Origin of the sequence: Leifsonia sp. McL0607 (assembly GCF_049993355.1) — a bacterium.
Classification (GTDB): Bacteria; Actinomycetota; Actinomycetes; order Actinomycetales; family Microbacteriaceae; genus Leifsonia.
On sequence record NZ_CP188253.1, the window covers coordinates 2,652,844 to 2,678,895 of the forward strand.

The window sequence follows — 26,052 nt, forward strand, 5'->3', positions numbered from 1 at the left end:
GCTTGCGCACGGTCGACCTGCGCGGCCGCGCGGTCGCGGTGAAGGTCCCGGCGACGACCGCCAACCTCGGCCCGGGCTTCGACACTCTCGGTCTCTCGCTCGCGCTCTACGACGAGTTGCGCGTGGCGGTCCGTGACGAGCCGGGCGCGACCGTCCAGGTCTCCGGCATCGGAGCGGGGGAGGTCCCGACCGACGAGACGAATCTCGTCGTGCGCGCCATCGCCCACACGTTCGAGTCGGTGGGCATCGCACTGCCCGGGCTCAACCTCGTCGCGCGCAACAGCATCCCGCACGGCAGGGGCATGGGCTCCTCCGGCGCGGCCATCGTCTCCGGCATCATGGCGGCGAAGGGGCTTCTGGAGGGTGTGGCCGAGTTCGATGCCCAAGCGCTCCTCGCCCTTGCCAACGACATGGAGGGTCACCCCGACAACGTGGCGCCCGCCCTGTTCGGCGGCCTGACCATCGCCTGGGTCACCCCGGACGGTCCGCGCTTCAAGAAGCTGATCGTGCACCGCGGGGTGTCGCCCCTGGTGCTCGTGCCCGAGCACGTCATGTCCACCGCGCTCGCGCGCAGTCTTCAGCCGCAGTCCGTGCCCCACGAGGACGCGGTCTTCAACGTGTCGCGCTCGGCCCTCCTGATCGCCGCGCTTATCCAGAGCCCCGAGCTGTTGCACGCCGCCACCGAGGACAAGCTCCACCAGAGCTACCGTGCCTCGGCCATGCCGGAGACCGACCGGCTGATCACCCTGCTGAGGTCGAACGGCTTCGCCGCGGTGGTGTCGGGGGCGGGGCCGTCCATCCTCGTGCTCTGCAGCGATCCGAGTCAGCGACTCGCCGCTGCCGAGCTGGTCGCCCGGGAGGCGCAGACGGCCTGGCAGCCGCTCATGCTCGCGGTCGACTTCAAAGGTGCGACGGTGGCCGTCGCACCCGCGGACGAGGCGGACACACCGGCCGCGTAGCGTCAGGACGCCCGGTATGAGGTGGTAAGCTGTTCGGGCACCCGTGAAGAATCCGCGTCACGAGCGAATCACGCTTCCGGGTGATCTCTTTAGCAATCATGCCGTCACTCCTGCCTGCGCCTTTCGGATATCCGGAGCATCCGGGTATCCCGAGCGCACCGTAGCGCGGATCCGAACGCAGCGCGGCAAGGCAGGTTCACGTGACGAGTGCTCCACAGCGACGCGCAGAGTGCGCGTCGGGGGAAAGGAATCCTCTTCAGTGACTGATGTCGAACTCCACGCCGGGGGCGTGGACAACAGCGACCTGACCTCGCTCAAGGTGGCGGAGCTCCAGGCTCTCGCCGCCGAGCTCGGCCTCCAGGGCGCAACCCGGCTCCGCAAGGGCGAGCTGGTCGAGGCGATCGCGACGGCCCGAGCAGCAGCGGTCGGGACCGCGGACGCGGCTCCCGAGCAGAGCGACGCTGTCGCCGCTCCGGCCTCCATCGAGGTCGAGCAGGCCGACCATGCGATGGCCGCCTCGCAGGTTCTCGTCGAGCCGCTCATCGCCGAGCCGGCCGCGACCGCCGAGCCGGCCGTGGGCGACGCGCTGCTCGCCGGGGCCGACCTCTCGACAGCGCCGCGTCGCCGCGGCTCGCGTCGTGCCTCCAGCCCGGACGGCACCACCATCCCGGTCGCGATGAGCGTCGCTGCCGGCACCCACGTGAACACGGGCGAGACCGGTGTCGAGCCGATCATCCCGGACGTCGACGCACTGCTCGACTCCGCGCTCGCCTCTCGCGAGCAGGCCCAGCGCGACGGCCAGGGCGGACGTCGTCGCCGTGGCCGCGGCGGCCAGAACGGCCAGGGCCAGCAGAACGGCGCGGCGCAGGAGGCCGAGGTGCAGCCGACCGAGGCGACCGCCGAGACCGAGGCGGTGCAGGGCGAGGCGGCCCAGGGCGAGTCGGCCGAGCAGGGCGGCGAGCAGCAGCAGGGCGGACGCAACCGCCGCAACCGCAACCGCAACAAGGGAACTGCCCAGAACGGCGACCAGAACCAGCAGGGTCAGCAGAACCAGAACCAGCAGAATCAGCCCGGTCAGCAGAACCAGCCCAAGGACCTCCAGGGCGACGGCGAGAAGCAGGCTGGTCAGCAGAACCGCGGCCCGCAGCAGCTGCAGGCCGACGGCGATCGTTCGGGCCGCTATCGCGACCGCAACCGCAAGCGCCGTGGCGGCCCCGCCGGTGACGACCTCGAGACCGAGATCGCCGACGACGACGTGCTGATCCCCGTCGCGGGGATCCTCGACGTGCTGGACAACTACGCGTTCGTCCGCACCACGGGGTACCTCCCGGGCGCCAACGACGTCTACGTCTCCCTCGGCCAGGTCAAGAAGTACAACCTCCGCAAGGGCGACGCCGTCATCGGCGCCATCCGCCAGCCGCGCGAGGGCGAGAGCAACAGCCGTCAGAAGTACAACGCGTTGGTGAAGGTCGACTCGATCAACGGCCAGACCGTCGAGGAGGCCGCAACCCGCGTCGAGTTCGGCAAGCTGACGCCGCTCTACCCGCAGGAGCGCCTGCGGCTCGAGACCGAGCCGACCAAGCTGACCCAGCGGATCATCGACCTGGTCGCCCCGATCGGCAAGGGCCAGCGCGGTCTCATCGTCGCGCCGCCCAAGGCCGGCAAGACCATCGTGATGCAGCAGATCGCCAACGCGATCACCACCAACAACCCCGAGGTCCACCTCATGGTGGTGCTGGTGGACGAGCGTCCAGAAGAGGTCACTGACATGCAGCGCACGGTGAAGGGCGAGGTCATCGCCTCCACCTTCGACCGCCCCGCCGAGGACCACACCACGGTCGCCGAGCTGGCGATCGAGCGCGCGAAGCGCCTGGTGGAGCTCGGCCACGACGTCGTCGTGCTGCTCGACTCGATCACCCGCCTCGGCCGCGCCTACAACCTGACGGCGCCGGCCTCCGGTCGCATCCTGTCCGGCGGTGTCGACGCCTCCGCGCTCTACCCGCCGAAGCGCTTCTTCGGCGCCGCGCGCAACATCGAGCACGGCGGCTCGCTGACCATCCTCGCCTCGGCGCTGGTCGAGACCGGCTCCAAGATGGACGAGGTGATCTTCGAGGAGTTCAAGGGCACCGGCAACATGGAGCTCCGCCTGTCGCGTCAGCTTGCCGACAAGCGCATCTTCCCGGCCGTCGACGTGAACGCCTCCGGCACCCGCCGCGAAGAGATGCTCATGGGCCAGGACGAGGTCAAGATCACCTGGAAGCTGCGTCGTGCCCTCGCGGGCGTCGACCAGCAGCAGGCGCTCGAGATCGTGCTCGGCCGCCTCAAGGAGACCTCGAGCAACGTCGAGTTCCTGATGCAGGTGCAGAAGTCGATGCCGCAGCCGGCCAACGGTCACGGCAATGCGCACTCGCACGGTCACGAGAACGACCACCGCTAGTTGACGTCAGTGCCCGTCCGGCATGCCTGAGGGCGTGCCGGGCGGGCACTTTTCCGTTCTCCGAATCGGCCGGAAGCAGTCGAAGCAAGAAGGAGCCTCCCCATGTTCGAGTCGGTCACCGGCCTCATCGCCGAGCACGACGACCTCCAGCAGCAGCTCTCCGATCCCGAGCTGCACGGCGACCCGGTCCGCTCCAAGAAGGTGAACCGTCGCTACGCAGAGCTGTCGCGCATCGTCGCGGTGTACAACCAGTGGCGGCAGCTCTCGGAAGACCTAGCGGCGGCGCGCGAGCTGGCCGCGGAGGACGAGGCGTTCGCCGACGAGATCCCGGGCCTCGAACAGAGCCTCGAGGAGACCGGCGAGAAGCTGCGGCGTCTGCTGATCCCGCGCGACCCCAACGACAGCCGCGACGTGATCATGGAGATCAAGATGGGGGAGGGCGGGGCCGAGTCCGCGCTCTTCGCCGGCGACCTCCTGCGCATGTACCTTCACTACGCGGATTCGAAGCGCTGGAAGGCCGAGATCATCGAGCAGACCTCCAGCGACCTCGGTGGCATCAAGGATGTGCAGGTGGCGTTCAAGGGAACGTCGAGCGATCCAGCGGAGGGAGTCTGGGCGCACCTCAAGTACGAGGGCGGCGTGCACCGCGTGCAGCGCGTGCCCGCGACCGAGTCGCAAGGCCGCATCCACACCTCCGCCGCCGGTGTGCTCGTGTTCCCGGAGGTCGACGAGCCGGAAGAGGTCGAGATCAACCCCAACGACCTCAAGATCGACGTCTTCCGATCGTCCGGCCCCGGCGGTCAGTCGGTCAACACGACCGACTCGGCCGTGCGCATCACCCACGTGCCGACGGGGATCGTCGTCTCGATGCAGAACGAGAAGAGCCAGCTGCAGAACCGCGAGGCCGCGATGCGCGTGCTGCGTGCGCGCCTCCTCGCCAAGCAGCAGGAGGAGGCGGACGCGGAGGCTGCCGAGTTCCGCAAGGGCCAGATCCGCACCATGGACCGCTCCGAGCGAATCCGCACCTACAACTTCCCCGAGAACCGGATCGCGGACCACCGCACCGGCTACAAGGCCTACAACCTCGACACGGTCATGAACGGCGCCCTCGACCCGGTCATCGAGTCGAACATCCTCGCCGACGAGGAGGCGCGCCTCACCGCCCTCGCCCAGGACTGAACCGCCGAGTACGCACAAAATCCGCGAAAAACCGCCGAGTACGCAGAATGTCTACGTACTCGGCGGTTTCGCGCGGGGGTCAGATGTAGAGTGCCGGGTCTAGCCAGTCGTCTCCGGCGATCTGCTCGTGGCCGGAACGCGGGCGGGCGCGGGCGGGGACGCCGGTGAGGACGGAGTCCGGGGGCGCGTCGTGCACGACGACGGCGTTGGCTCCGATCACCGTCCGCGTCCCGATCTCGATCGCGCCCAAAACCTTGGCGCCTGCGCCGACCGTGACGTGGTCGTGGATGGTGGGGTGCCGCTTGCCATGCCCGCTGCCGCGACCGCCCAGCGTGACGCCGTGGTACAGCATCACGTCGTCGCCGATCCACGTGGTCTCGCCGATGACGACGCCCATCCCGTGATCGATGAAGAAGCGCCGGCCGATGCGCGCGCCCGGGTGGATCTCGATGCCGGTCAGAAAGCGCGTGAACTGCGAGAGGATGCGCGCCGGCATGCGGAACCCGGCGCGCCAGAGCCGGTGGGCGATGCGGTACGACCAGACAGCGTGGAGGCCGGAGTAGACGATCGCGACCTCCGCGCCTCCACGGGCCGCGGGATCGTGCGTTCGCGCGTTGCGGATGTCCTCCCGCGCCCGGAAGAGGGGCACGCGACTCAATCCAGCAGGTCTGCCCAGAGGGCCGTCGAGATGTACCGCTCCCCGGTGTCGGCGACGATGGCCACGACGGTCTTTCCGGCGTTCTCCGGTCGTGCGGCGACCTGGAGGGCGGCCCAGACGATCGCGCCGGAGGAGATCCCGGCGAGGATGCCCTCTTCGCTGGCCAGCTTCTTGGCCGTCGCGATCGAGTCGTCGAACGACACGTCGATGACCTCGTCGTAAACGGTGGTGTCGAGGATCTCCGGAACGAAGTTGGCGCCGAGGCCCTGGATCTTGTGCGGGCCGGGCTTGCCGCCGCTGAGGATCGGGGAGTCCAGCGGCTCGACGGCGACGATCTGCACGCCGGGCTTGCGCTCTTTGAGCACCTGGCCGACGCCGGTGATGGTGCCGCCGGTGCCGATGCCGGCGACCAGGATGTCGATGCCGCCGTCCGTGTCCGTCCAGATCTCCTCAGCGGTCGTGGCGCGGTGGATGGCTGGGTTGGCCTCGTTGGCGAACTGACGCGCCCAGATGGCGTTGTCATTCTCCGCGACGATCTTCTGGGCGGCCACCACGGCGCCGCGCATGCCCTCGGGGCCGGGCGTGAGGACGATCTCGGCGCCGAACGCGCGCAGGAGCACCCGTCGCTCCTTGCTCATCGTCTCGGGCATCGTGAGGATGACCCGGTAGCCGCGGGCCGCGCCGACCATCGCGAGCGCGATGCCGGTGTTGCCGCTGGTCCCCTCCACGATGGTGCCTCCCGGGCGCAGCTCCCCGGACTTCTCGGCGGCGTCGACGATGGCGACGCCGATGCGGTCCTTGACGCTTCCCGCGGGGTTGTAGAACTCGAGCTTCGCCAGCACGGTCGCGCCGGCGTCGGCGGCGATCCTGTTGAGCTTGACGAGGGGAGTGCGTCCGACGGCTTCGGTGATGTTCGCGTAGACCTGTGCTGGCATGGTTCACACTCTAATCGGCGCACCGGCCCAGGCGCCCAGTGTGACGGTAAGCTCGTCGGGCCATGTCAGATGCTTCCCCCGCGTTCACCGTCCGTTCTCTCCGCAACGAGACGAGCGCCGCGCTCGCGCAGGCGGGAGTGCCCGATCCCGAAGTGGATGCCGACCTCCTGATCGGGTTCGTGCTGGGCGTCGGGCGGGGCCGCGTGCAGGCGCTGGTGGTGCTGGATTCGCCGGTCGAAGCGGGCGATGCCGAGCGGGTCCGCGAGCTCGCCTCCCGCCGGGCCACGCGGGAGCCGCTGCAGCACATCACGGGCATGGCCCCCTTCCGCTCCCTCGAGCTGGCGGTCGGACCCGGCGTTTTCGTGCCGCGTCCGGAGACGGAGCAGGTGGTGCAGTTCGCCATCGACGCGCTCCGGGCGGTGCCGTCTCCCTCCCCGATCGGTGTCGATCTGGGGACAGGCAGCGGGGCGATCGCCCTGGCGATGGCGACGGAAGTGCCGCACGCTCGCGTGTTCGCCGTCGAGAAGTCTTCGGAGGCGATCGCGTGGACGCACCGCAACGTCGAAGCGTCCGGCGCGACGAACATCCAGCTGGTGCAGGGCGACCTCGCCGACGCGTTCCCCGAGCTCGACGGGACGGTCGACGTCGTCATCTCGAATCCGCCGTACGTGCCCGATGCGGCGATCCCGCGTGACCCGGAGGTGCGGCTGTTCGACCCGCCGATCGCGCTCTACGGCGGCGCGGACGGCCTGGACGTCGTGCGCGTGATCTCGTCGGTGGCCCGTCGGCTGCTGCGCCCGGGCGGCGCGCTCGTGCTCGAGCACGGGGAGCTGCAGGGTGCGCAGATCCGCGACCTGCTGACGGCCGACGGCTGGCGCGCCACCGCGACGCACCGCGACCTGACCACCCGCGACCGGGCGACCACGGCGCTGCGCTGAGCGCCGCCGCGCCGCGCCGCGCCGCGCCGCGCTGCGCCGCCGCGCGCTGCTGCGCCGCGCGCGCCAGCCGACATTTGCGCCGAATGTCGCGCTTGGCGCGCTCTGACGCGACATTCGCGCCGAACCGCGAGCCGCCTCAGCGGCGCTCGCGCTCCGACTTTCGCGCCTCCCTCAGCGCTCGCTGCGGCCAACCCAACCGCGGCGAGCGGCTACGGCTTCGCGCTGCTGTCCCTGCCCTACCCGTCGAGCGCGTTCGTTCCGGCCGGCATCATGCCGACCTGGCCGCAGTGGATAGCGCAGAACCAGCCGATCACGCTGGTCATCGAGACGATCCGCGCGTTCCTATTCGGTCGTGACCCCGGGAGCGACCTGTGGTGGGCGCTCGGCTGGTGCGTCCTGATCATCGTGGGGGCGTACGTGTGAGCCGCTTGGCTGTTCCGGCGCAGGGCCGGAGGCGCTGAGGGGCTCCGTGACTTCGCGCTGCTGAATCCTCCACATCCGCCGCCTTCGGCGTCTTCTCCACAGAAGGCGCCGTCGGCGGCTTTTCGTCCGTCTCCCGGCGATACGTTCGCTTCAAGGAAGAGCGCTGGGGGAGCGATGAAGTACACGATCACACACGTGGGGCAGGACAGGTCGGAGGACCTGCTCGTGACGGCCGACGTCACGGTGACCGTCGCGGACCTCGCCGCCCGGCTGGCGGGTGAGCAGGCGGGCGACGTCGCGCTGTGCGCCGTCACACTGCGGATCGAGGCGCCGGGAGCCGACCGGGGCATCGTGCTCGACCCCGCGGCGCCGCTGCAGGAGTCGAGCCTCCGTTCGGGCCACCGGGTCGAGGTCGTGCCGGTCGGGCAGCGCCGAGCGGGTGACGAACGCGACGACGCGCCCGCGGCGATCGTGCGGGTGGTCTCCGGCCCGGGCGCAGGACGGGAGTTCCGGATCGCTTCGGGCGTGAGCCTGATCGGTCGTGACCGGGCGGCGGCGGTGCATCTCGACGGCGACCGGGAGGTCTCGCGGCGTCACGCCACGGTCACCGTCGCCAAGGCGGTGGAGGTCGCCGACCTCAACTCCGCGAACGGCGTCGCCGTCGACGGCCTCCTGGTGCGGCGCGCGGTGGTGAGCGCGGCGTCTCGGATCCGCGTCGGAGGAACGGAGCTGAGCGTGATCCCGTTGGGAGCCGCTCGGCGCCGATCGTCGCTGCCCGGAGATGACTTCATCCGGCCGCCACGGGTGCAGCGGGTGCACGTCGCGCGAACCATCACCCTCCCCGAACCTCCCGCGGTCGATGACCCGCCCCGGCTCCCCGTGATCGCGCTCGTCGCGCCCACTCTGCTCGGTGGTGCGCTCTTCGCGATGACCCGGCAGCCGATGTCGCTGCTGTTCGCCGCGCTGTCGCCCGTCATGCTCGTCGGCTCGTGGGTCGACGGCCGTGTCCGTGGGCGGCGGCGACGGTCGAGGCGGTGGAGGGACTTCGACGGCGAGCTCCGTGCCGCACGCGCCGAGTTGGAGCAGGAGCGTGTTGAGGAGGTGGCGGCGAGACTTCTCGAGGCGCCCTCTACCTCGGAGGTCGCCGAAGCGATGCGTCTGCGCTCGCCGCTGCTGTGGAGCCGGCATACCGGAACCGACGCCTTCCTGCGCCTCCGGTTCGGCGTCGGCGACCTCCCGAGCCGCGTAGACGTCTCACTTCCGGATCGCGGAGCAGCGGGGGTGGGCGACCGGGAGGCGGTGGAGGCCCTCGCTCGGGAGTTCCGGGAGGTGCCCGGTGTGCCCGTGGTCGAGCAGCTCGACCGGGTGCGGGCGATCGGGGTGGCCGGCTCAGGGCCGCTCGCCGAAGGCGTGGCGCGGGCGCTGGTTGTGCAAGCGGCCGGGCTGCACTCGCCGGCAGAGCTGGCCATCGCGGCGATCGTCGGGAAGGACAGGCTGGCGGCGTGGGGCTTGCTCAAGTGGCTTCCGCACGTCGGCCCGCGGCACAGCCCGCTCCGCGAGACGACTGCTCTGGTGTCCGACCGGCCCGGCGCGCAGGCGCTCCTGTCGGCGTTGGAGTCCTTGGTCTCAGAACGCGGTGAACGCGGCGGAGGGAGTGGACGCCAGCCGGAGGTGCTCGTGCTCGTCTCGGGCGACGCCCCGGTCGAGCGGTCGCGTCTCGTGGCCCTGGCGGAGTCGGGTGCCGGCATCGCGATCATCTGGATGGCTGCGGAGGTCGACGCGCTGCCCGCGGTCTGCGGCACCTTCGTCGAGGTCGATCGCGCTGGAGGTGCTCCCGCGGTCGGCTTCGCGCACGATTCGCGTGTCGTGTGCCTGCGCACCCTGGAGACGATCGACCCGATCGCCGCGGAGACCGCCGCTCGTGCTCTCGCGCCCGTCGCCGACTCGGGAGCCCGCGTCGTCGACGAGTCCGACCTTCCTGAGAGGGTCGCCCTGCTCGACCTCTTCGGGGACGACGTGGCGGCGGACCCCTCCGCGATCCTCCGCCGCTGGGCGCGCACCGACTCGTTGACGGCGTCGTGGGTCCGCGACCGGCCGCGTGACCCTGGAGGGTTGCGCGCCGTCGTGGGTCACGGGCACAGCGGTCCGTTCGCCCTCGATCTGCGCGCGGATGGGCCGCACGCCCTCGTCGGCGGCACGACGGGCTCAGGCAAGAGCGAGTTCCTCCAGACCTGGATCATGGCGCTGGCCGCCGAGTACGCACCCGACCGCGTGACGTTCCTGCTGGTGGACTACAAAGGCGGAGCCGCCTTCGCAGACTGCGCTGACCTCCCGCACACAGTCGGGCTGGTGACCGACCTGACCCGCCCGCTCGTGCGTCGCGCCCTGGTCTCGCTCCGCGCAGAGCTCGCCCGTCGCGAGCGCGTGCTGAGCCGAGTCGGCGCCAAGGACGTGACGGCGATGGAGTCCGCCGGCGACCCGGCCGCGCCGCCCGCCCTCGTGATCGTGATCGACGAGTTCGCCGCGCTGACGGCGGACGCGCCGGAGTTCCTGGACGGAATGCTGGACATCGCGCAGCGCGGGCGGTCCCTCGGACTGCACCTGATTCTCGCCACCCAACGACCGTCGGGGGTCGTCAAGGACGACCTGCGGGCGAACACGAACCTCCGCATCGCGCTCCGGGTCGCGGACGAGGCCGACAGCGTCGATGTGCTCGGCGTCCCGGACGCCGCCCTGTTCGGGCCGGGAACACCGGGTCGCGCGATTGCGGCACGAGGCGGTGGGCGACGGGACGGATTCCAGACGGGCTACCTCGGCGGTCGAACACCTCCCTCGGGCAGCCGGCCGAACCTGACCGTGCGGCAGTTGCCGTTCGGGCCGGGCGAATCCCGGCCGGAGGTCGGTGTCGGTGGCGAGAGTGCGCGAGGGGCATCAGAGAAGTGCGTCCCGCAGGAGCGCGACCTCCGGCGGCTCGCTCGAACGATCGCAGCGGCAGCCGACCGGGCGCGCGTCGCCGTCCCGCGGCGGCCCTGGGTCGAACCGCTTCCGTCGGCGGTCGACCTGGTCGAGTTGCCGACCGTCCCGGACGGCGTGATCGCGCTCGGGCTCCGCGATGAGCCGCAGCGCCAGCAGCAGCGGACGTTGACCGTCGATCTGAACACTGCGGGACACCTCGCATTGCTCGGCGGAGGGGGATCGGGGCTGAGCACGGCTCTGCGCACGATCGCCGCGTCGATGACGGCGGCCTGCGTGTCGGGTGTGGCGACCGGCGTCGACCCGCTGTCGCGTGTCGAGCTTTATGCGATCGATTGCGCCGGAGGCGGACTGGCGCTTCTCGACGACCTGCCGACGGTCGGGTCCGTTGTGCCGGGCAGCGACCGGGAGCGCGTCGACCGGCTCCTCGGCGACATGCTCGGGCTCGTCGAGCGGCGGTCGACTCTGCTCGCCGAGGCGCGCACATCCTCCGTCGCCGAATACCGGGTCGCGACCGGCCGACCGCTTGCGCGGGTCCTGCTGCTGCTGGACGGTCTCACCGCCTTCCGGGCCGAGAACGAGTTCCGCGATGCGGGACGCCCGCTCGATCGGTTGGTCGCACTCGCGTCGACGGGACGGCAGGTGGGTGTGCACCTCGTGGTGTCCTGCGATCGCGGCGGCACGATCCCGACCGCGCTCGCCGCGAAGATCGGGGCGCGGATCGCGCTGGGCCGGGCCGGTCGAGAGTCCCCGATCGCGTACGGGTCCACATCGTTCGACGGAGACGACGCCGTGGACGATTCGCCCGGGCGGGGTGTCTTCGAGGGCGACGCCGTCCAACTCGCGGTTCTCGGAGGCAGCCCGGAGACGGCTGCCCAGGCCGACGCCCTCGACGAGCTCGCGCGGCGCGTCGAGCAGGTCGGGCTCCCGCCGACGGCGCCGGTCAGGCGGTTGGAGCGGTGGATCCCGCGCAGCGGCCTCCCCGCAACGGTCGACGGGCGCCCGGTGATCGGCGTCGGGTACGAGACACTCGGTCCGGTGGGCCTGCCCCGCAGCGGCGTCTTCGTGGTGTCCGGTCCGTTCGGATCCGGCCGGACCACGGCCATCCTCACCATCGTCGGCGCTGTGATCGAGGCTCGCCCGCAGATGGAGGCGTACCTGGTGTCGGTTCGCGGCAGCGGGCTTGCGGATGCCGTGCCGTGGGCCGACCTCGCCGAGACGCCCGACGCCGCTTCGGCACTGGTGGCGAGGCTGACGGCGCGAATCCTCAAGGCAGATGATCGCGAGCTCGGCCGTCTCTTGATCGTGGTGGAAGGTGTCGGGGACTTCGAGGGAGAACCGGTGGAGGCGCAGACGGCGCGGCTCGTCAAGGCTGCGCGGCGCGCCGGGGCAGCCGTCGTCGCCGAATGCGACCCGGTGACTGCGCCCACTGCCTGGCAGCTCTTCGCCGAGCTCAAAGCGGCGCGAGCGGGGCTGGTGCTGCGGCCGGACGAGTCGGACGGGCTTGCCCTGTTCCGCACGCCGTTCCCACGCGTGTCCCGCGACGAGTTCCCTGCCGGGCGCGGGTATCTGGTCGAGTCGGGCCGGCTGACGTGCCTGCAAATCGCAGTATCGAAGACTGTGAAATGCAAAGATTTTGCTCAAGCGTGAAATGCCATATGTTGAATCTCTGGCCGATGATCGGCAGACGACCAAAGGGGGAAGCACCATGACCAACATCAACGTCTCGTTCCAGGAGTTGCACGGCAACGCCGATCGGCTCAGCGCCGGGCGCGAGGAGATCAGCGCGACGCTCAGTCGGTTGCAGGCTCAGATCGCCGGGCTCGTCTCCGCCGGCTTCACGACCGACCGATCGTCTGGAGCGTTCGCCGACGCCTACGCGCGCTTCACCACCGGGGCTCAGAACGCCGTGGGTGGACTGGACGACCTGGCCCAGTTCCTGCGTTCGACCGCCCACACGCTGAGCGAGGTCGATGCGCAGCTGGCCGCCCGGCTGAGCCGCTGACCGAGTGAGGAGCGTCGATGTACGGGGACACCAGCAGGATCCGGGCGCGCTCGTCTGCGCTCCGCACGGCGTCGGAGACGCTCCGAGCGCGGGCGGCCGCGGCGAGCGCCCGGGCGGAGTCGTGCGCCTGGTCGTCAGCGGCGGGGGAGCTGCTCCGTTCGAGAGTCCGGTCGATGGTCGCCGATCTGGTGCACCAAGCGCGGAACCTCGACGCCGCAGCCGATGCGCTGGACGCGCACGTTCACGCTGTCGACGAGGCGATCGCGCGGATCGCGGCGGCCGGACAGGCCGTTCTCGGCGCCTCGCCCGCGATGGCCGCAGGCCTGGCTCTGGGCACCGAGAGAGCTGCGGCGGTGCTCCGATGAGTGCCGCCGCAGCGGTCCGGTTCACGCCCACCGAGGAGGAGCTGCAGGCGATGACCCGGACCGTTCCCGGCCTGACCCTGCCGTCGTTCGCGGTCGGCTCGCCGGCACGTGCGGACGAAGCAACGGCCGTGTCGGCGGGCCCCCACGACCCGCGCCTGCTTCTCGCTCTGGGTCTGCAGAGCCTCGCCGACGGGATCGTCCAGACCGTGTCCTGGTCGCCGGGCGAGGTCGTCCGCAGCAGCATCGCCGTCACCGGCGTCGTGGCCGCTTCCGTCAGTCGCCGCGACACGGCGTCCGTCAGTACTCGGGAGGCCGGCTCGTCACTCGAGGTCGCGCTGTTTCCCACTGCGCGGATCGCGGCAGAGCTGGAGGCGGTGGTGCCCGCCGTCGATCACGGTGATGCGTGGTGTACCGGATCACGGGACGTGGGAGTGATCGCCTCCCGCGCGATCGTGGAGGCCGCCCGCCACGGTGATCCGCTGCTCGTCGAGGAGGTGGCCGCCGACCTGTGGGTAGACGCGGACGCTGCCGGAATGCTTCAGGGTCTCCGCGCGAGACAGTCGAGAGGCGTACGGGTGAGGTGCTTCGACGGCCGCTCGGGTCGCTGCATGGCGGGCGACGACTGGTTCGGCTCCGAGCACGGCTGGCGTCGGTTGCGGCTCGGCCTCCCGCCGTCGGACTCGCTCGGAACCACACCGCAGCGCCTGCTGGACGAGGCGACACTGTCGATAGCGGAGGCGACCGACGAGGAGATCCGGCGCGCGCTCACCTGGCTCACCGCGACCCTGTTGCAGGCGATCGCACGATGAGCCGCGCGAAGACAGAAGATGCTGGGGACACCGGCGGTGTCACCGTCTCGGGGGCGCGGCTTCCCCTGCACGACGCGGGTGCCGAGTCTCTGGCCGACCGCGCGGTCGCCGCTGCGGACGTCGTCCACGGCACTGCGGGAGCCGCCGGGCGACTGACCCACGATGCCGGCACGGCGCTCACGCACGCACGGTCGGGCGTCGACGAGGCGGTTGCCGGAGCGGGCGGGCGGCTTCAGGTCTCCTTCCACGACGTGGAGGCCATGACGAGCGAGATCGCCGCACTGAGCCGCGAGGCGACCGAGCTCGCGGCGAGCACCGCGCGAATCGCCATTGATGGTGACCTGCTCGCGTCGTTTTCCGTCTCACCCGTCTCCGGAATGGCAGCCGAGGCCGCCGTCGGCATCGCTGCGACCGGGCTGGCGCAGACCGCCGTCCAGGCGAGCGCGCTCGCCGTGGCCACCGGTGCCGTGGCGACGTCGTACGCCGCGGCCGACGCGTGGTTGGCCGCCGCGGCCGGTTCGTTGCGCGCGTCCACGGAGGGGATGGCAGCGCTCACCCAGGCGGGAGCGGCCTTCGCCGGCACGCTCGCCGGGAGCGCGGTAACGGCGGCAGGGGTGCACGTCCGGGCCGATCTCGGCGTAGCCGCAGCCTCTGCCCGGACCGTCGGCGATCTCGGGGTCGCCGCTGCGGCCGTTCCTGCTCTCGCGGCAGGAGGTATCGCCGCCGTCGCGGGTGGATTCGGTGCGGAGGCACTGCGTTCGCTCGGAACCGCGTTCGCCGAGGCGAACCGCGCATACGGCGGCACCGACGACGCCGTCAACCCGTTCCTTGCATCAGACGTCGTGCGCTACGGATCGGTGCTGGCTGCCGGCTTCGACCGTGCCTTCTCACTCGACGACGCCCTCGCCGGCTCGGTTGGCGGCGTCCAGGCGCTCCTCGCAGCCACAGGACCGTTCTACGACGACATCCTCGCGGGCCTCGTCACCGCAGGCGTCGCTGTGGGCTTCTTCCACGACGGCGACGTGACAGTCCGCCCGGCGGAGGACGTCGAGACGGAGCGTCTCGAGCGAAGTGCGTTGCGCAGCGCGGACGCCCTGGGAATAGACGCGGGGGAGTTCCAGCTCGTAGACGGACGCGTGGTCCCCGATGGGTGGGCGTCCACTATGGCCGGGCTCGGACAACTCGATGATCTCGGTGGAAGCGATCGAGCAGTCATCCGAGTCTTCACCGTTCGCGACCAGATCGGCGAGGTCGTGAGCTACCGGGTTCAGATCCCCTCGACAGCGAGTTGGGATCCGTCCGCTCAGTCCCACGGGTCGCCTGGAGACGTGACCTCGGACGTCTATTCGATGTGGCAAGGTTCGGACGCCTCCCTCGCCGCGGCCGTGTACGAGGCGATGCGACAGGCCGGCATCCCGACCGGCTCCGGCGCTCCTCCGGTCGAGCTGGACGGGTTCAGCCTCGGTGGCATCACGGCTGCTGCGGTGGCAGCCGATCCGCGCGGGTTCAACATCACCGAGATCCACACGGCGGGATCACCAGTCGGTGCGATGAACATCCGCGAAGGAGTTCGTGTCTTCTCATTGGAGGCGGACCAAGACCTTGTTGCGGCGCTCGACGGCAGGCCGAATCCGCCGCGTGACGACTGGCTTACGGTTCGTGGTCCAGGAGTCCAGACGATGAACGAGACCGTCAGCCCTCCAATGCTGCCCGGGACGGTCCACGAGGTCCGGCGCTACGCCGTCATGGGTGCGGCCTCGGAACTGCGCGAGATCGGAGCACTCCGGATCCCAGCCGGTGGGTCGGTTGTCGTCGACGACTTCCACGCGGAACGGGTGAGGTGAGTCGCGTGCGCGCGAGAATCACGTATTCGGCCGCTCTGGCGCTTCTCGTCGGCCTCTTCGGATGTGCAGCAGAGGAGCCCCGTGGACGGTCCGTGGCGGTCGTAGAGAGTTCCATCGAGGCGGTCCACGGGATCGAAGGCGCGAGCGTCTCGGTCGAGCGGCTGCGAAGCACGTTCACCGTTGTCGACTCCGCCACCGTGGTCGCTCGACTGGAAGCGGGAGCAACGGTCGCCGACCCCGGCTCATTGGCGGAGTATCTGCTCAGATCCCTCTGGACGATCGGCGACGTCCGTCCGACTGAGCTGGCGGTCTACGTCGAAGCGGCCGATGGCTCACGCGTCGACATCTCTTCGGGTGCCATCGACAACGACTGGTCGCCAGTCCTCGGACGCTCGGACAGTCCGTTCTTCCTGGTGAACAAGCTGTCGACAGAGCCCGTGAAATCTAAGCTCGGCCCGTGGCCGGGGCCGGTTCCCACACCGCCGGCCGACGCGATCGTCGAAATCGACGACGCCGCGTCGGCTCAGCGCTCGCGCTCCGCGAACGCGTGGATCGCCGTCACCATCCCGTCCGTGTCGAAGGCGCCGTCGGCTTCGCGGGTGAAGTGATGTGCGTGCATTCCGGCCTCGCGGGCGCCCTCGACGTTCGCGAGCGAGTCGTCGAAGAGGATGGCGTCCTCCGGCTGCACGCCGAAGCGTCCGAGCGCCCGAGTGTAGATGCGACGCTCGGGCTTGCGCGCACCCAGTACGGCGGAGACGAGGTCGTTGTCGCGGAGCACGCCGATCACCTCGGGCATAAGCACGGGCAGCGAGTCCTTGAACGGGATCGGATTGTTCGACAGCAGCGAGACCGTGCCCAGCGTCGCCGCTGTGCGCAGAGCGGCGATGGCGCCCTCGATCGGCGCCATCGCGGCCTTGCGGGCGTCCTGCCACTGGGTGAGCGTCAGGCGCGCGCCCGTCACCTCGGCGAACGCCTCCAGGTACTCCTCGCTGGTGGCGTACTCGCCGATCTCCGCCGCGCGTTCGTGGCCGCCCGCCCACCAGGTCGACGCCAGCCGGTACTGGCTGACACCGCCGAGCTCGGCCAGGCGGGGGAGACGCTTGTGGAAGTCGTAGTCGTAGAGGGTCTTGTCGCAGTCGAAGAAGTAGACGTCCATCGTGACCAGTATCGTCCCCACCGTCACCCGCGCGGTCGCAGAGAATCTTGCAGTAGCTCAACTATCATGGGTGCGTCATGGCTCCCATTTACGACTGCTCCGTCGATTCCGAACTGCTCACCGGCATGCGCCTCGCCCGCGGGGCGATCGGCCGCGGCGAGCTGGTCGTCATCCCCACCGACACCGTCTACGGTGTCGCCGCGGATGCTTTCAGCCCTGCAGCGGTGCAGCGGCTCCTCGAGGCGAAGGGACGCGGCCGGCAGTCGCCGCCTCCCGTGCTGGTTCCTGGCATCCCGACCCTGGCGGCCCTCGCCGAGCACGTGCCGGCCGAGGTGGAGGCGCTGGTCGCTGAATTCTGGCCGGGTGGCCTGACCATCGTCCTGCCCGCCGCGCCCTCGCTGGTCTGGGACCTCGGCGAGACCCGCGGAACGGTCGCGCTGCGCATGCCGCAGGACCGTATCGCCCTCGAGATGCTGGCGGAGACGGGGCCGCTGGCCGTATCCTCCGCCAACCTGACCGGGCGTCCGGCCGCGCACACCGCCGCCGAAGCGGAGGCCATGCTCGGCGACTCGGTCGCCGTCTATCTCGACGGAGGAGAGGTGGGGACGTCCTACGAGCGCGTCGATGGCCACGACTCCGCGTCGACGATCGTCGACGCCACCGCGCTCGTGTCCGGTGCGGGCAAGCTCCGCATCCTCCGTCACGGCGTGATCACCGCGGACCAGTTGCGCGCCGTCGTCGGTGACGCGCTGGCCGACGAGTCGAGCTCCGCAGCGGGGGGTGACCCTGTCGGCTCGACCGACCCCGCCGCCCCGACCGACTCCGCCGACTCGACCGATTCCGCCGAGCGCGATGGCCTCGACGCCCCTGCGGACACCTGAGCCGTGACCCTCTTCCTCGCACTCGCGCTCATCTCGGCCGTGATCACGTTCGGGATGTCACTGGTGGTCTACCGACTCGCGGTGCGGTTCAAGCTGTACCCGAAGATCCGCGAACGCGATGTGCACACCCGGCCGACGCCGCGCCTCGGCGGGGTCGCGATGTTCCTCGGCATCCTGGTCGCCTTCGGAGTGTCCTGGCTGCTGTCCAGCCAGTTCGGCGTGCTTTCGCTGATCTTCTCCGACGCCGGGCCGATCGTGGCGATCCTCGGCGCCTCGCTCCTCATCGTCGTTCTCGGCGTGGCCGACGACCTCTGGGATCTCGACTGGATGACGAAGCTCGCAGGCCAGTTCGTCGCGGCAGGTCTGGTCGCCTGGCTCGGGGTGCAGATCTACTCGCTCCCGATCGGCGGCCTCACCGTCGGCTCCCCGGTCATGAGCATCGTGATCACCCTGTTCGCGATCGTGCTGGTCATGAACGCGATCAACTTCATCGACGGCCTGGACGGGCTCGTCGCCGGCGTCGCGCTGATCGCCAACGGCACCTTCCTCATCTACACCTACCTCCTGCAGCGTGAGATCAGCCCCCAGAACTACTTCAGCCTCGCCGGTGTCATCGCAGCCATCCTGGTCGGCGCGTGCGCGGGCTTCCTGCCGCTCAACTGGCACCCGGCGAAGATGTTCATGGGTGACGCGGGCGCCCTTCTGATCGGCCTGCTGATGGCCACCTCGGCGATCTCCGTCACCGGCACGATCAACCCGGAGGCGCTGCAGACGCTCGGCAAGTCGTCGTTGGTGCCGGCGTTCATACCGGTCACCATCCCGTTCGCCGTGCTCGTCATCCCGTTGCTCGACTTCGGTCTGGCTGTCGTGCGCCGCCTGCGCGCAGGCAAGTCGCCGTTCACCGCCGACCGCAAGCACCTGCACCACCGGTTGCTCGACATGGGTCACACCCACCTGCACGCCGTGCTGATCTTCTACGCCTGGACCGCGGTCCTCTCCATCGGCTGCCTGCTGTTCTTCTTCGACCCGTATTGGATGGCCATCGTCTTCGTCGCGATCGGCCTCGTGATCTGCACGGCCATCACGCTGGCGCCGCTCAGCAGGCGCAAAGCGAACGAAGCGGCGGCAGAGCTGGCGCCCGTCGGGAGCAGGGAAGCCGAGGAGACGGCCCGCTACGACCAGCTCGACATCGCCAGCGAGAGCATCCGCGTCGCGGCTGCACGAACAATCCACACCGACACCACCACCGAGGAGACCCGATGACCGACCACCAGGACGGCACGCCCGCCCAGCGGCCGGACCAGCCCGCGCAGCGTTCCACGCCGCAGCAGCTCACGTCGACAGCGGTTCTGAAGAACGCGCTCAAGTACGGGGTGATTCTCGCCGGCGCCATCGCGATCATCGGGATGGTGCTCGGCGGCATCTTCGCAGGCTGGATCGGAGTCACGAGCGCACTCATCGGCACGTTGATCGCCGCGGTGTTCCTCGGCATCACCGCCGTCAGCATCCTGATCGCCAACCGCTTCATCAGCTCCGACCTCTACGTCGGCATCTTCTTCGGTGTCGTCCTCGGCGGCTGGATCCTCAAGTTCGTGCTGTTCATCGTGCTCGCGATCGTGCTGCGCGACCAGCCGTGGATCAACCCCGTCGTGCTGTTCCTGAGCCTCATCGCGGGCGTGATCGGGTCGCTCGTGGTGGACATGGTCGTCGTCCTCCGGTCGCGCATCCCCTACGTCAGCGACGTGACACTGCCGGGGCAGAAGCGCTGAGCTGTATCCGATTCGTTACCGGTTGAAAACTCTTGTAGAGTTGTCAGTGATTCCCCACCCGTACGCGCCCGAAGCAACACGGCGCGCGAGCGCGGGTGTCCACCGTTCGTCGTCGCGAGAGCTTTCAGCTCGACGCCCCGAAACAGGAGATAGCGCTGTTAGCTAACGCTGTGAACCTGCTGGTCCAGGCCGCAAGCTCCGATGATGGAAGCTTCCACGGCCCGTCGATCAACGAGTTCTTCCCACCGGCCATTTTTTCCATCGGTGGCTTCGAGGTCAACCGGATCATGCTGGTCCGTTTCATCGCCGTCGTCGCACTCCTCCTGGTGTTCTGGCTGGGCACGCGCCGCATGCGCGTCGTCCCCGGTCGCTTCCAGTCGCTCGTGGAGATGGGACTAGACCTCGTTCGGGTGAACATCGCGGAAGACCTGCTCGGCCGCAAAGACGGCCGGCGGTTCCTCCCGATCCTCACCACCATGTTCTTCATGGTGCTGTTCATGAACTTGACGGGTGTCATCCCGTTCCTGAACATCGCGGGCACCTCCGTCATCGGCGTGCCGCTCGTCCTGGCAGCGGTCTCGTACATCACCTTCATCTACGCCGGTGTCAAGAAGAGCCCGTCCGGCTTCTTCAAGAATGCGCTGTTCCCGGCAGGTGTTCCAAAGGCCATCTACATCATCGTCACGCCGATCGAGTTCATCTCGACCTTCGTTCTGCGGCCGATCACACTGACGCTCCGACTCATGATGAACATGATCGTCGGTCACATGCTGCTGGTGTTGTTCTTCAGCGCGTCCGTCTTCTTCACGTTCGCGCTCGGTCAGGGCTGGATCGTCCTCGGCATCGGCGCGCTCGGCTTCGGTTTCATCTTCACTCTGTTCGAGATCCTGGTGGCTGTCCTCCAGGCCTACGTCTTCGCACTGCTCACCGCTGTCTACATCCAGCTCGCAGTCGCCGAGGAGCACTAATTACGGTTCGCGCAACCGCACGAACCGCTATCACGGAAGGAAACACATAACGTGGACATCGCTGCAATCAACGGCAACATCGCCACCGTCGGTTACGGCCTCGCCGCCATCGGCCCGGCCATCGGCGTGGGCATCGTCGTCGGAAAGACCATCGAGGGCGTCGCTCGCCAGCCCGAGCTGGCCGGCCGTCTCCAGGTCCTGATGTGGATCGGTATCGCGTTCACCGAGGCGCTCGCGTTCATCGGAATCGCGACCTACTTCATCTTCCAGTAATCCTCCTCATCTCTCTCAATAAGGAGGAACGATGATCAACGGTGTGATCCGCGCCGCTACGGAGGGCGAGACGATCAATCCGCTCATCCCGCAGTGGTACGACATCGTCGGTTCGCTGATTTGCTTCGTCGTCATCCTGATCTTCTTCTGGATCTACGCGCTGCCGCGCATGCAGAAGCTCCTGGATCAGCGTGCCGAGGCGATCGAAGGCAACATCGCGAAGGCCGACGAGGCTCAGCACAAGGCCGAGGCGCTGCTGGAGGAGTACACCGCCCAGCTCGCCGACGCGCGTGCCGAGGCGGCCAAGATCCGCGAGACCGCCCGGACCGACGGTCAGCAGATCGTCGCGCAGGCCAAGGACAACGCGACGGCCGAGGCCGCGCGCGTGGCCGCCGCCGCCCAGGCCCAGATCGAGGCGGAGCGCCAGTCGGCGCTCGTCTCGCTCCGCGGCGAGGTGGGCTCCCTCGCGATCGACCTCGCCTCCGGCGTCGTCGGCGAAGTGCTCACGGACGACAAGAAGGCTCAGGCGATCGTCGACCGGTTCCTGGCCGACCTCGAGTCCAGCGAGAAGGCCGAGAAGGCAGGATCGAGCAACTGATGGGAAGCGCCTCCAGAGAAGCACTGGCCCGATCCGTCTCGGCTCTCGCCGGGCTCGGGTCCAAGGCCGATCTGGCGACGGCTGAAGACCTGTTCGCCGCAGGACGAGTCGTCGCCGACTCTGCCCAGCTCCGTTCGGTCCTCAGCGACCCTTCGGCTCCGGTTGAAGGCAAGGCTGTGCTGGTCCAGCGCGTGTTCGCCTCGCTCTCGGCACCTGCGGTCGAGCTGCTGACCGTCGTCGCCGGCGAGCGCTGGTCGAGCCAGGTCGACGTCCTGTCCGCGATCGAAGAACTCGGGATCCGCTCGATCGCCGCGTCGTCGCCGCGCAACGTGGACATCCCGGGCGAGCTCTTCGCGTTCGGAGGGGCCGTGACCTCCGACGCCGCGCTCGAGCTCGCGCTCCGCAGCAAGCTGGCGGCGCCCGAGGCCAAGGCAGAACTGGCGGAGCGCCTGCTCGCCGACAAGGCCTCGAAGCAGACCGTCGCGATCGTCCGTCAGCTGGTCCTCCAGCCGCGCGGGCGCAGCGTCCGCGAATCGCTGCGCGAGGCCGCACGCATCATCGCTGCACAGTACGGCCAGACGATCGCCACGGTCGTCACGGCCACGCCGCTCCCGGCCGAGCAGGCCGAACGCCTGCGCGAGAGCCTCGCAGCCACGTACGGCGACCTCAAGCTCAACGAGGTCGTCGACCCGGCTATCCTCGGCGGCCTGCGCGTGCAGGTCGGCGACGACGTCATCGACGGAAGCGTCGCGTCGCGCCTCACCGAACTACGACTTCAGCTTGCGGGCTGACCGCCCTCTTAGAGAGAAACCCAGGTAGGGAACAACGATGGCAGATATTTCGATCAGCCCCGATGAGATCCGGGACGCGCTCAAGGACTTCGTCTCGAAGTACGAGCCGACCAATGCAGAGACCACCGAGGTCGGTCACGTCCTCGACGCCTCCGACGGCATCGCTCACGTGGAGGGCCTCCCCGGCGTGATGGCAAACGAGCTCATCCGCTTCGCGAATGGGACCCTGGGCCTGGCGCAGAACCTCGACGAGAACGAGGTCGGCGTCGTGGTCCTCGGCGAGTTCGACGAGATCGTCGAGGGCATGGAGGTGACCCGCACCGGCGAGGTCCTCTCCGTCCCGGTCGGCGACGGCTACCTCGGTCGCGTGGTCGACCCGCTCGGCAACCCGATCGACGGCCTCGGCGAGATCGCCTCCGAGGGTCGTCGCGAGCTCGAGCTCCAGGCCCCCGGCGTGATGCAGCGCAAGTCGGTGCACGAGCCGCTCCAGACCGGTATCAAGGCCATCGACGCCATGATCCCCGTCGGCCGCGGTCAGCGCCAGCTGATCATCGGCGACCGCCAGACCGGTAAGACGGCCATCGCGATCGACACGATCATCAATCAGAAGGCCAACTGGGAGTCGGGCGACGTCAGCAAGCAGGTCCGCTGCATCTACGTCGCCATCGGCCAGAAGGGCTCGACCATCGCCTCGGTGAAGGGCGCGCTCGAAGACGCCGGCGCGATGGAGTACACCACCATCGTCGCGGCTCCGGCCTCCGACCCCGCCGGCTTCAAGTACCTCGCCCCCTACACCGGCTCGGCCATCGGCCAGCACTGGATGTACGGCGGCAAGCACGTCCTCATCATCTTCGACGACCTGTCGAAGCAGGCCGAGGCTTACCGCGCCGTGTCGCTCCTCCTCCGTCGTCCGCCGGGACGCGAGGCCTACCCGGGCGACGTGTTCTACCTGCACTCCCGCCTGCTGGAGCGTTGCGCCAAGCTCTCCGACGAACTGGGTGCGGGCTCGATGACCGGCCTGCCGATCATCGAGACCAAGGCGAACGACGTCTCGGCCTACATCCCGACCAACGTGATCTCGATCACCGACGGTCAGATCTTCCTGCAGTCCGACCTCTTCAACGCCAACCAGCGTCCCGCGGTCGACGTCGGTATCTCCGTCTCCCGAGTCGGCGGCGACGCGCAGGTCAAGTCGATCAAGAAGGTCTCCGGCACGCTCAAGCTCGAGCTCGCTCAGTACCGCTCGCTCGAGGCGTTCGCGATGTTCGCCTCCGACCTGGACGCGGCCAGCCGCCGCCAGCTCGCTCGCGGTGCTCGTCTGACCGAGCTCCTCAAGCAGCCGCAGTACTCGCCGTTCCCCGTCGAGGAGCAGGTGGTCTCGATCTGGGCCGGAACGAACGGCAAGCTCGACGAGGTCGCGGTGGAGGACATCCTCCGCTTCGAGGCCGAACTGCTCGACCACCTTCGTCGCACCACCGACATCCTCACCACGCTGCGCGAGACCAACGTTCTCGACGACGACACGGTGGAGAAGCTGGGCGCCGAGGTCGACAAGTTCAAGCTCGAATTCCAGACGGGCGAGGGCAAGCCGCTCGCCTCGGTCGGACGCGAGGAGTTCGAGGCCAGCGCCAAAGAGGACGTCAACCAGGAGCGCATCGTCAAGGCGAAGCGCTGAGCACGGATAGGTACTGAGGAAGACACATGGGAGCACAGCTTCGGGTCTACCGGCAGAAGATCAAGTCTGCCCAGACGACCAAGAAGATCACCCGTGCCATGGAGCTGATCTCCGCCTCACGCATTCAGAAGGCGCAGGCTCGGGTGGCCGCCTCCTCGCCGTACGCCCGCGCGATCACGCGCGCGGTGTCGGCGGTGGCGACCTACTCGAACGTCGAGCACATCCTCACCACGGAGCCCGAGAAGATCGAGCGCGCTGCGATCGTCATCTTCTCGTCCGACCGCGGTCTCGCGGGCGCGTTCAACTCGAACGTGCTCAAAGAGTCTGAGAAGCTCGCCGAACTGCTGCGCAGCCAGGGCAAAGAGGTCGTCTACTTCCTGATCGGACGCAAGGCGCAGGGCTACTTCAGCTTCCGCCGCCGCGCGTTCGAACGGGTGTGGACAGGCAACACGGACAAACCCGAGTTCGAGCAGGCCAAGGAGATCGCCGACGCGATCCTCGAATCGTTCCTGCGCGACGCGTCCGATGGCGGAGTCGACGAGATCCACGTCATCTACAACCGCTTCGTGAGCATGCTGACGCAGGAGCCGCAGATCGTGCGCCTGCTTCCGCTGGAGGTCGTCGAGGGCGTCGAGGAGCCGGACCGCACGCAGGTGCTGCCGCTCTACGAGTTCGAGCCGGATGTCAACACCGTGCTCGACTCGCTGCTGCCGGTCTACATCGAGAGCCGCATCTTCAACGCGATGCTGCAGTCCGCAGCCTCCAAGCACGCGGCCACGCAGAAGGCGATGAAGGCCGCGAGCGACAACGCCGACAAGCTCATCACCGACTACACGCGACTGGCCAACAACGCCCGCCAGGCGGAGATCACCCAGCAGATCTCCGAGATCGTGGGCGGCGCGGACGCGCTGAGCTCGGCAAAATAATCGTCCAAACGAGAGAGAACGAATCATGACTACCGCTACCGCCGAAGCCCAGGCTTCGACCGCGAAGCCGGCCGGCGTGGGACGCATCGCCCGCGTCACCGGTCCGGTCGTCGACATCGAGTTCCCGCACGACTCGATCCCGGGCATCTACAACGCCCTGAAGACCACTATCACCATCGGCGAGCAGTCGACCGAGATCACTCTGGAGGTCGCCCAGCACCTCGGTGACGACCTCGTGCGCGCGATCGCCCTGAAACCCACCGACGGCTTGGTCCGCGGTGGCGAGGTCCGCGACACCGGCTCGCCGATCACGGTGCCCGTCGGCGACGTGACCAAGGGCAAGGTCTTCAACGTGACCGGCGACGTGCTCAACGCCGAGCCGGGCGAGAAGATCGAGATCAGCGAGCGTTGGTCCATCCACCGTCAGCCTCCGGCGTTCGACCAGCTCGAGTCGAAGACCCAGCTGTTCGAGACCGGCATCAAGGTCATCGACCTCCTCACTCCGTACGTGCAGGGTGGCAAGATCGGCCTGTTCGGCGGCGCGGGTGTCGGCAAGACCGTCCTCATCCAGGAGATGATCCAGCGCGTTGCGCAGGATCACGGTGGTGTGTCGGTGTTCGCCGGTGTCGGCGAGCGCACCCGTGAGGGTAACGACCTCATCCACGAGATGGAGGAGGCGGGCGTCTTCGACAAGACCGCTCTCGTCTTCGGACAGATGGACGAGCCGCCGGGCACGCGTCTGCGCGTCGCTCTCTCCGCGCTCACGATGGCGGAGTACTTCCGCGACGTGCAGAAGCAGGACGTGCTGCTCTTCATCGACAACATCTTCCGCTTCACGCAGGCCGGCTCCGAGGTCTCCACGCTGCTCGGCCGCATGCCGTCCGCGGTGGGTTACCAGCCCAACCTGGCCGACGAGATGGGTGTCCTCCAGGAGCGCATCACCTCGACCCGCGGTCACTCGATCACGTCGCTGCAGGCGATCTACGTGCCGGCCGACGACTACACCGACCCGGCGCCGGCGACCACGTTCGCGCACCTCGACGCCACGACCGAGCTCTCCCGTGAGATCGCGTCGAAGGGTCTGTACCCGGCCGTCGACCCCCTGACCTCGACCTCGCGCATCCTGGACCCCCGTTACCTGGGCGCCGACCACTACCGCGTCGCGATCACCGTCAAGCAGATCCTCCAGAAGAACAAGGAGCTGCAGGAGATCATCGCGATCCTCGGTGTCGACGAGCTGTCCGAAGAAGACAAGATCACCGTGTCGCGGGCGCGTCGCATCCAGCAGTTCCTCTCACAGAACACCTACATGGCGAAGAAGTTCACCGGAGTCGAGGGCTCGACCGTCGCGCTGAAGGACACCATCGAGTCGTTCGACGCCATTGCCAAGGGCGAGTTCGACCACGTGGCCGAGCAGGCGTTCTTCAACGTCGGTGCGATCTCCGACGTCGAGGAGAAGTGGGCGCAGATCCAGAAGGAGAACGGCTAAG

General features: G+C 68.9%; 24 protein-coding genes. 21 read left to right on the forward strand and 3 right to left on the reverse strand.

Going from position 1 to position 26,052, the window contains the following annotated elements:
- Positions 1–2 precede the first annotated feature (2 nt).
- The 3 genes from thrB (at position 3) to prfA (ending at position 4,575) form a co-directional block, all read left to right on the forward strand.
- Entirely contained in the window at positions 3–959 is a 957-nt protein-coding gene (thrB, locus tag ACPPVW_RS12810) for a homoserine kinase (RefSeq protein ID WP_426626297.1), read from the forward strand.
- A gap of 259 nt (positions 960–1,218) precedes the next feature.
- Complete coding sequence (gene rho, locus ACPPVW_RS12815; RefSeq protein ID WP_426623500.1) at positions 1,219–3,396, forward strand: transcription termination factor Rho; 2,178 nt, start codon at positions 1,219–1,221, stop codon at positions 3,394–3,396.
- 102 nt (positions 3,397–3,498) lie between these two features.
- Positions 3,499–4,575: a peptide chain release factor 1 gene (gene prfA, locus ACPPVW_RS12820; protein WP_426623501.1), complete on the forward strand. Its 1,077-nt coding sequence runs from the start codon at positions 3,499–3,501 to the stop codon at positions 4,573–4,575.
- Between the two features lie 79 nt (positions 4,576–4,654).
- On the opposite strand, the gene epsC is transcribed toward prfA, so the two are convergent.
- Together epsC and cysK are read right to left on the reverse strand one after the other, a co-directional pair.
- On the reverse strand, positions 4,655–5,224 hold the full coding sequence (gene epsC / locus ACPPVW_RS12825) for a serine O-acetyltransferase EpsC (RefSeq protein WP_426623502.1): 570 nt from the start codon (positions 5,222–5,224) through the stop codon (positions 4,655–4,657).
- A gap of 5 nt (positions 5,225–5,229) precedes the next feature.
- Positions 5,230–6,168 (reverse strand): cysteine synthase A, encoded by a 939-nt coding sequence (cysK, locus tag ACPPVW_RS12830; RefSeq protein WP_426623503.1) that lies wholly within the window; start codon positions 6,166–6,168, stop codon positions 5,230–5,232.
- A gap of 62 nt (positions 6,169–6,230) precedes the next feature.
- Here cysK and prmC point away from each other — a divergent pair, with 62 nt between their 5' ends.
- The 8 genes from prmC (at position 6,231) to ACPPVW_RS12870 (ending at position 16,133) form a co-directional block, all read left to right on the forward strand.
- Positions 6,231–7,106: a peptide chain release factor N(5)-glutamine methyltransferase gene (gene prmC, locus ACPPVW_RS12835; protein ID WP_426623504.1), complete on the forward strand. Its 876-nt coding sequence runs from the start codon at positions 6,231–6,233 to the stop codon at positions 7,104–7,106.
- Positions 7,107–7,376: 270 nt separating this feature from the next.
- Positions 7,377–7,529 (forward strand): hypothetical protein, encoded by a 153-nt coding sequence (locus tag ACPPVW_RS12840; protein WP_426623505.1) that lies wholly within the window; start codon positions 7,377–7,379, stop codon positions 7,527–7,529.
- A 195-nt stretch (positions 7,530–7,724) separates the two neighbouring features.
- Positions 7,725–12,152, forward strand: a complete 4,428-nt coding sequence (locus ACPPVW_RS12845; protein ID WP_426623506.1) for an FtsK/SpoIIIE domain-containing protein — start codon at positions 7,725–7,727, stop codon at positions 12,150–12,152.
- A gap of 58 nt (positions 12,153–12,210) precedes the next feature.
- On the forward strand, positions 12,211–12,507 hold the full coding sequence (locus ACPPVW_RS12850) for a WXG100 family type VII secretion target (RefSeq protein ID WP_426623507.1): 297 nt from the start codon (positions 12,211–12,213) through the stop codon (positions 12,505–12,507).
- A 17-nt stretch (positions 12,508–12,524) separates the two neighbouring features.
- The gene (locus ACPPVW_RS12855; RefSeq protein ID WP_426623508.1) at positions 12,525–12,872 is read left to right on the forward strand and encodes a hypothetical protein; all 348 of its coding nucleotides are present in this window, start codon (positions 12,525–12,527) and stop codon (positions 12,870–12,872) included.
- On the forward strand, positions 12,869–13,681 hold the full coding sequence (locus ACPPVW_RS12860) for a hypothetical protein (protein WP_426623509.1): 813 nt from the start codon (positions 12,869–12,871) through the stop codon (positions 13,679–13,681). The genes ACPPVW_RS12855 and ACPPVW_RS12860 overlap by 4 nt, the downstream gene beginning before the upstream one ends.
- Positions 13,678–15,525 carry a hypothetical protein gene (locus ACPPVW_RS12865; protein WP_426623510.1) on the forward strand — a complete coding sequence of 616 codons (1,848 nt, stop codon included), beginning with the start codon at positions 13,678–13,680 and terminating at the stop codon, positions 15,523–15,525. Before ACPPVW_RS12860 ends, ACPPVW_RS12865 begins: the two co-directional genes overlap by 4 nt.
- A gap of 5 nt (positions 15,526–15,530) precedes the next feature.
- Entirely contained in the window at positions 15,531–16,133 is a 603-nt protein-coding gene (locus ACPPVW_RS12870; protein ID WP_426623511.1) for a hypothetical protein, read from the forward strand.
- Here the strand turns inward: ACPPVW_RS12870 and ACPPVW_RS12875 are convergent.
- Positions 16,049–16,681, reverse strand: a complete 633-nt coding sequence (locus ACPPVW_RS12875) for an HAD family hydrolase (protein ID WP_426623512.1) — start codon at positions 16,679–16,681, stop codon at positions 16,049–16,051. The two genes, ACPPVW_RS12870 and ACPPVW_RS12875, sit on opposite strands and share 85 nt — an antisense overlap.
- Positions 16,682–16,758: 77 nt before the next feature.
- Between ACPPVW_RS12875 and ACPPVW_RS12880 the strand changes: the two genes are divergently transcribed.
- The 10 genes from ACPPVW_RS12880 (at position 16,759) to atpD (ending at position 26,051) form a co-directional block, all read left to right on the forward strand.
- Positions 16,759–17,562: an L-threonylcarbamoyladenylate synthase gene (locus ACPPVW_RS12880; protein ID WP_426623513.1), complete on the forward strand. Its 804-nt coding sequence runs from the start codon at positions 16,759–16,761 to the stop codon at positions 17,560–17,562.
- Positions 17,563–17,565: 3 nt separating this feature from the next.
- Positions 17,566–18,825, forward strand: coding sequence for an MraY family glycosyltransferase (locus tag ACPPVW_RS12885; protein ID WP_426623514.1), 1,260 nt, complete (start codon positions 17,566–17,568; stop codon positions 18,823–18,825).
- The gene (locus ACPPVW_RS12890) at positions 18,822–19,331 is read left to right on the forward strand and encodes a hypothetical protein (protein WP_426623515.1); all 510 of its coding nucleotides are present in this window, start codon (positions 18,822–18,824) and stop codon (positions 19,329–19,331) included. Before ACPPVW_RS12885 ends, ACPPVW_RS12890 begins: the two co-directional genes overlap by 4 nt.
- Positions 19,332–19,501: 170 nt before the next feature.
- On the forward strand, positions 19,502–20,299 hold the full coding sequence (gene atpB / locus ACPPVW_RS12895) for a F0F1 ATP synthase subunit A (RefSeq protein ID WP_426623516.1): 798 nt from the start codon (positions 19,502–19,504) through the stop codon (positions 20,297–20,299).
- A 51-nt stretch (positions 20,300–20,350) separates the two neighbouring features.
- Complete coding sequence (gene atpE / locus ACPPVW_RS12900) at positions 20,351–20,572, forward strand: ATP synthase F0 subunit C (protein WP_055919180.1); 222 nt, start codon at positions 20,351–20,353, stop codon at positions 20,570–20,572.
- Positions 20,573–20,603: 31 nt separating this feature from the next.
- Positions 20,604–21,170: a F0F1 ATP synthase subunit B gene (locus ACPPVW_RS12905; RefSeq protein WP_426623517.1), complete on the forward strand. Its 567-nt coding sequence runs from the start codon at positions 20,604–20,606 to the stop codon at positions 21,168–21,170.
- The gene (locus tag ACPPVW_RS12910) at positions 21,170–21,961 is read left to right on the forward strand and encodes a F0F1 ATP synthase subunit delta (RefSeq protein WP_426623518.1); all 792 of its coding nucleotides are present in this window, start codon (positions 21,170–21,172) and stop codon (positions 21,959–21,961) included. Before ACPPVW_RS12905 ends, ACPPVW_RS12910 begins: the two co-directional genes overlap by 1 nt.
- Positions 21,962–21,998: 37 nt before the next feature.
- Positions 21,999–23,636, forward strand: coding sequence for a F0F1 ATP synthase subunit alpha (atpA, locus tag ACPPVW_RS12915; RefSeq protein ID WP_426623519.1), 1,638 nt, complete (start codon positions 21,999–22,001; stop codon positions 23,634–23,636).
- Positions 23,637–23,662: 26 nt separating this feature from the next.
- The gene (locus ACPPVW_RS12920; RefSeq protein ID WP_426623520.1) at positions 23,663–24,562 is read left to right on the forward strand and encodes a F0F1 ATP synthase subunit gamma; all 900 of its coding nucleotides are present in this window, start codon (positions 23,663–23,665) and stop codon (positions 24,560–24,562) included.
- A 25-nt stretch (positions 24,563–24,587) separates the two neighbouring features.
- Positions 24,588–26,051 carry a F0F1 ATP synthase subunit beta gene (atpD, locus tag ACPPVW_RS12925; RefSeq protein ID WP_426623521.1) on the forward strand — a complete coding sequence of 488 codons (1,464 nt, stop codon included), beginning with the start codon at positions 24,588–24,590 and terminating at the stop codon, positions 26,049–26,051.
- Position 26,052: the final 1 nt, after the last annotated feature.

Excerpts from the sequence above, each read along its gene's own strand:
- atpD (WP_426623521.1), top strand. The coding sequence starts at position 24,588 with ATGACTACCGCTACCGCCGAAGCCCAGGCTTCGACCGCGAAGCCGGCC.
- ACPPVW_RS12875 (WP_426623512.1), bottom strand. The coding sequence starts at position 16,681 with ATGGACGTCTACTTCTTCGACTGCGACAAGACCCTCTACGACTACGAC.
- ACPPVW_RS12905 (WP_426623517.1), top strand. The coding sequence starts at position 20,604 with ATGATCAACGGTGTGATCCGCGCCGCTACGGAGGGCGAGACGATCAAT.
- ACPPVW_RS12860 (WP_426623509.1), top strand. The coding sequence starts at position 12,869 with ATGAGTGCCGCCGCAGCGGTCCGGTTCACGCCCACCGAGGAGGAGCTG.
- ACPPVW_RS12855 (WP_426623508.1), top strand. The coding sequence starts at position 12,525 with ATGTACGGGGACACCAGCAGGATCCGGGCGCGCTCGTCTGCGCTCCGC.
- prmC (WP_426623504.1), top strand. The coding sequence starts at position 6,231 with ATGTCAGATGCTTCCCCCGCGTTCACCGTCCGTTCTCTCCGCAACGAG.
- ACPPVW_RS12920 (WP_426623520.1), top strand. The coding sequence starts at position 23,663 with ATGGGAGCACAGCTTCGGGTCTACCGGCAGAAGATCAAGTCTGCCCAG.
- ACPPVW_RS12840 (WP_426623505.1), top strand. The coding sequence starts at position 7,377 with ATGCCGACCTGGCCGCAGTGGATAGCGCAGAACCAGCCGATCACGCTG.
- ACPPVW_RS12880 (WP_426623513.1), top strand. The coding sequence starts at position 16,759 with ATGGCTCCCATTTACGACTGCTCCGTCGATTCCGAACTGCTCACCGGC.
- ACPPVW_RS12910 (WP_426623518.1), top strand. The coding sequence starts at position 21,170 with ATGGGAAGCGCCTCCAGAGAAGCACTGGCCCGATCCGTCTCGGCTCTC.
- ACPPVW_RS12850 (WP_426623507.1), top strand. The coding sequence starts at position 12,211 with ATGACCAACATCAACGTCTCGTTCCAGGAGTTGCACGGCAACGCCGAT.
- prfA (WP_426623501.1), top strand. The coding sequence starts at position 3,499 with ATGTTCGAGTCGGTCACCGGCCTCATCGCCGAGCACGACGACCTCCAG.
- atpA (WP_426623519.1), top strand. The coding sequence starts at position 21,999 with ATGGCAGATATTTCGATCAGCCCCGATGAGATCCGGGACGCGCTCAAG.
- ACPPVW_RS12865 (WP_426623510.1), top strand. The coding sequence starts at position 13,678 with ATGAGCCGCGCGAAGACAGAAGATGCTGGGGACACCGGCGGTGTCACC.
- ACPPVW_RS12890 (WP_426623515.1), top strand. The coding sequence starts at position 18,822 with ATGACCGACCACCAGGACGGCACGCCCGCCCAGCGGCCGGACCAGCCC.
- cysK (WP_426623503.1), bottom strand. The coding sequence starts at position 6,168 with ATGCCAGCACAGGTCTACGCGAACATCACCGAAGCCGTCGGACGCACT.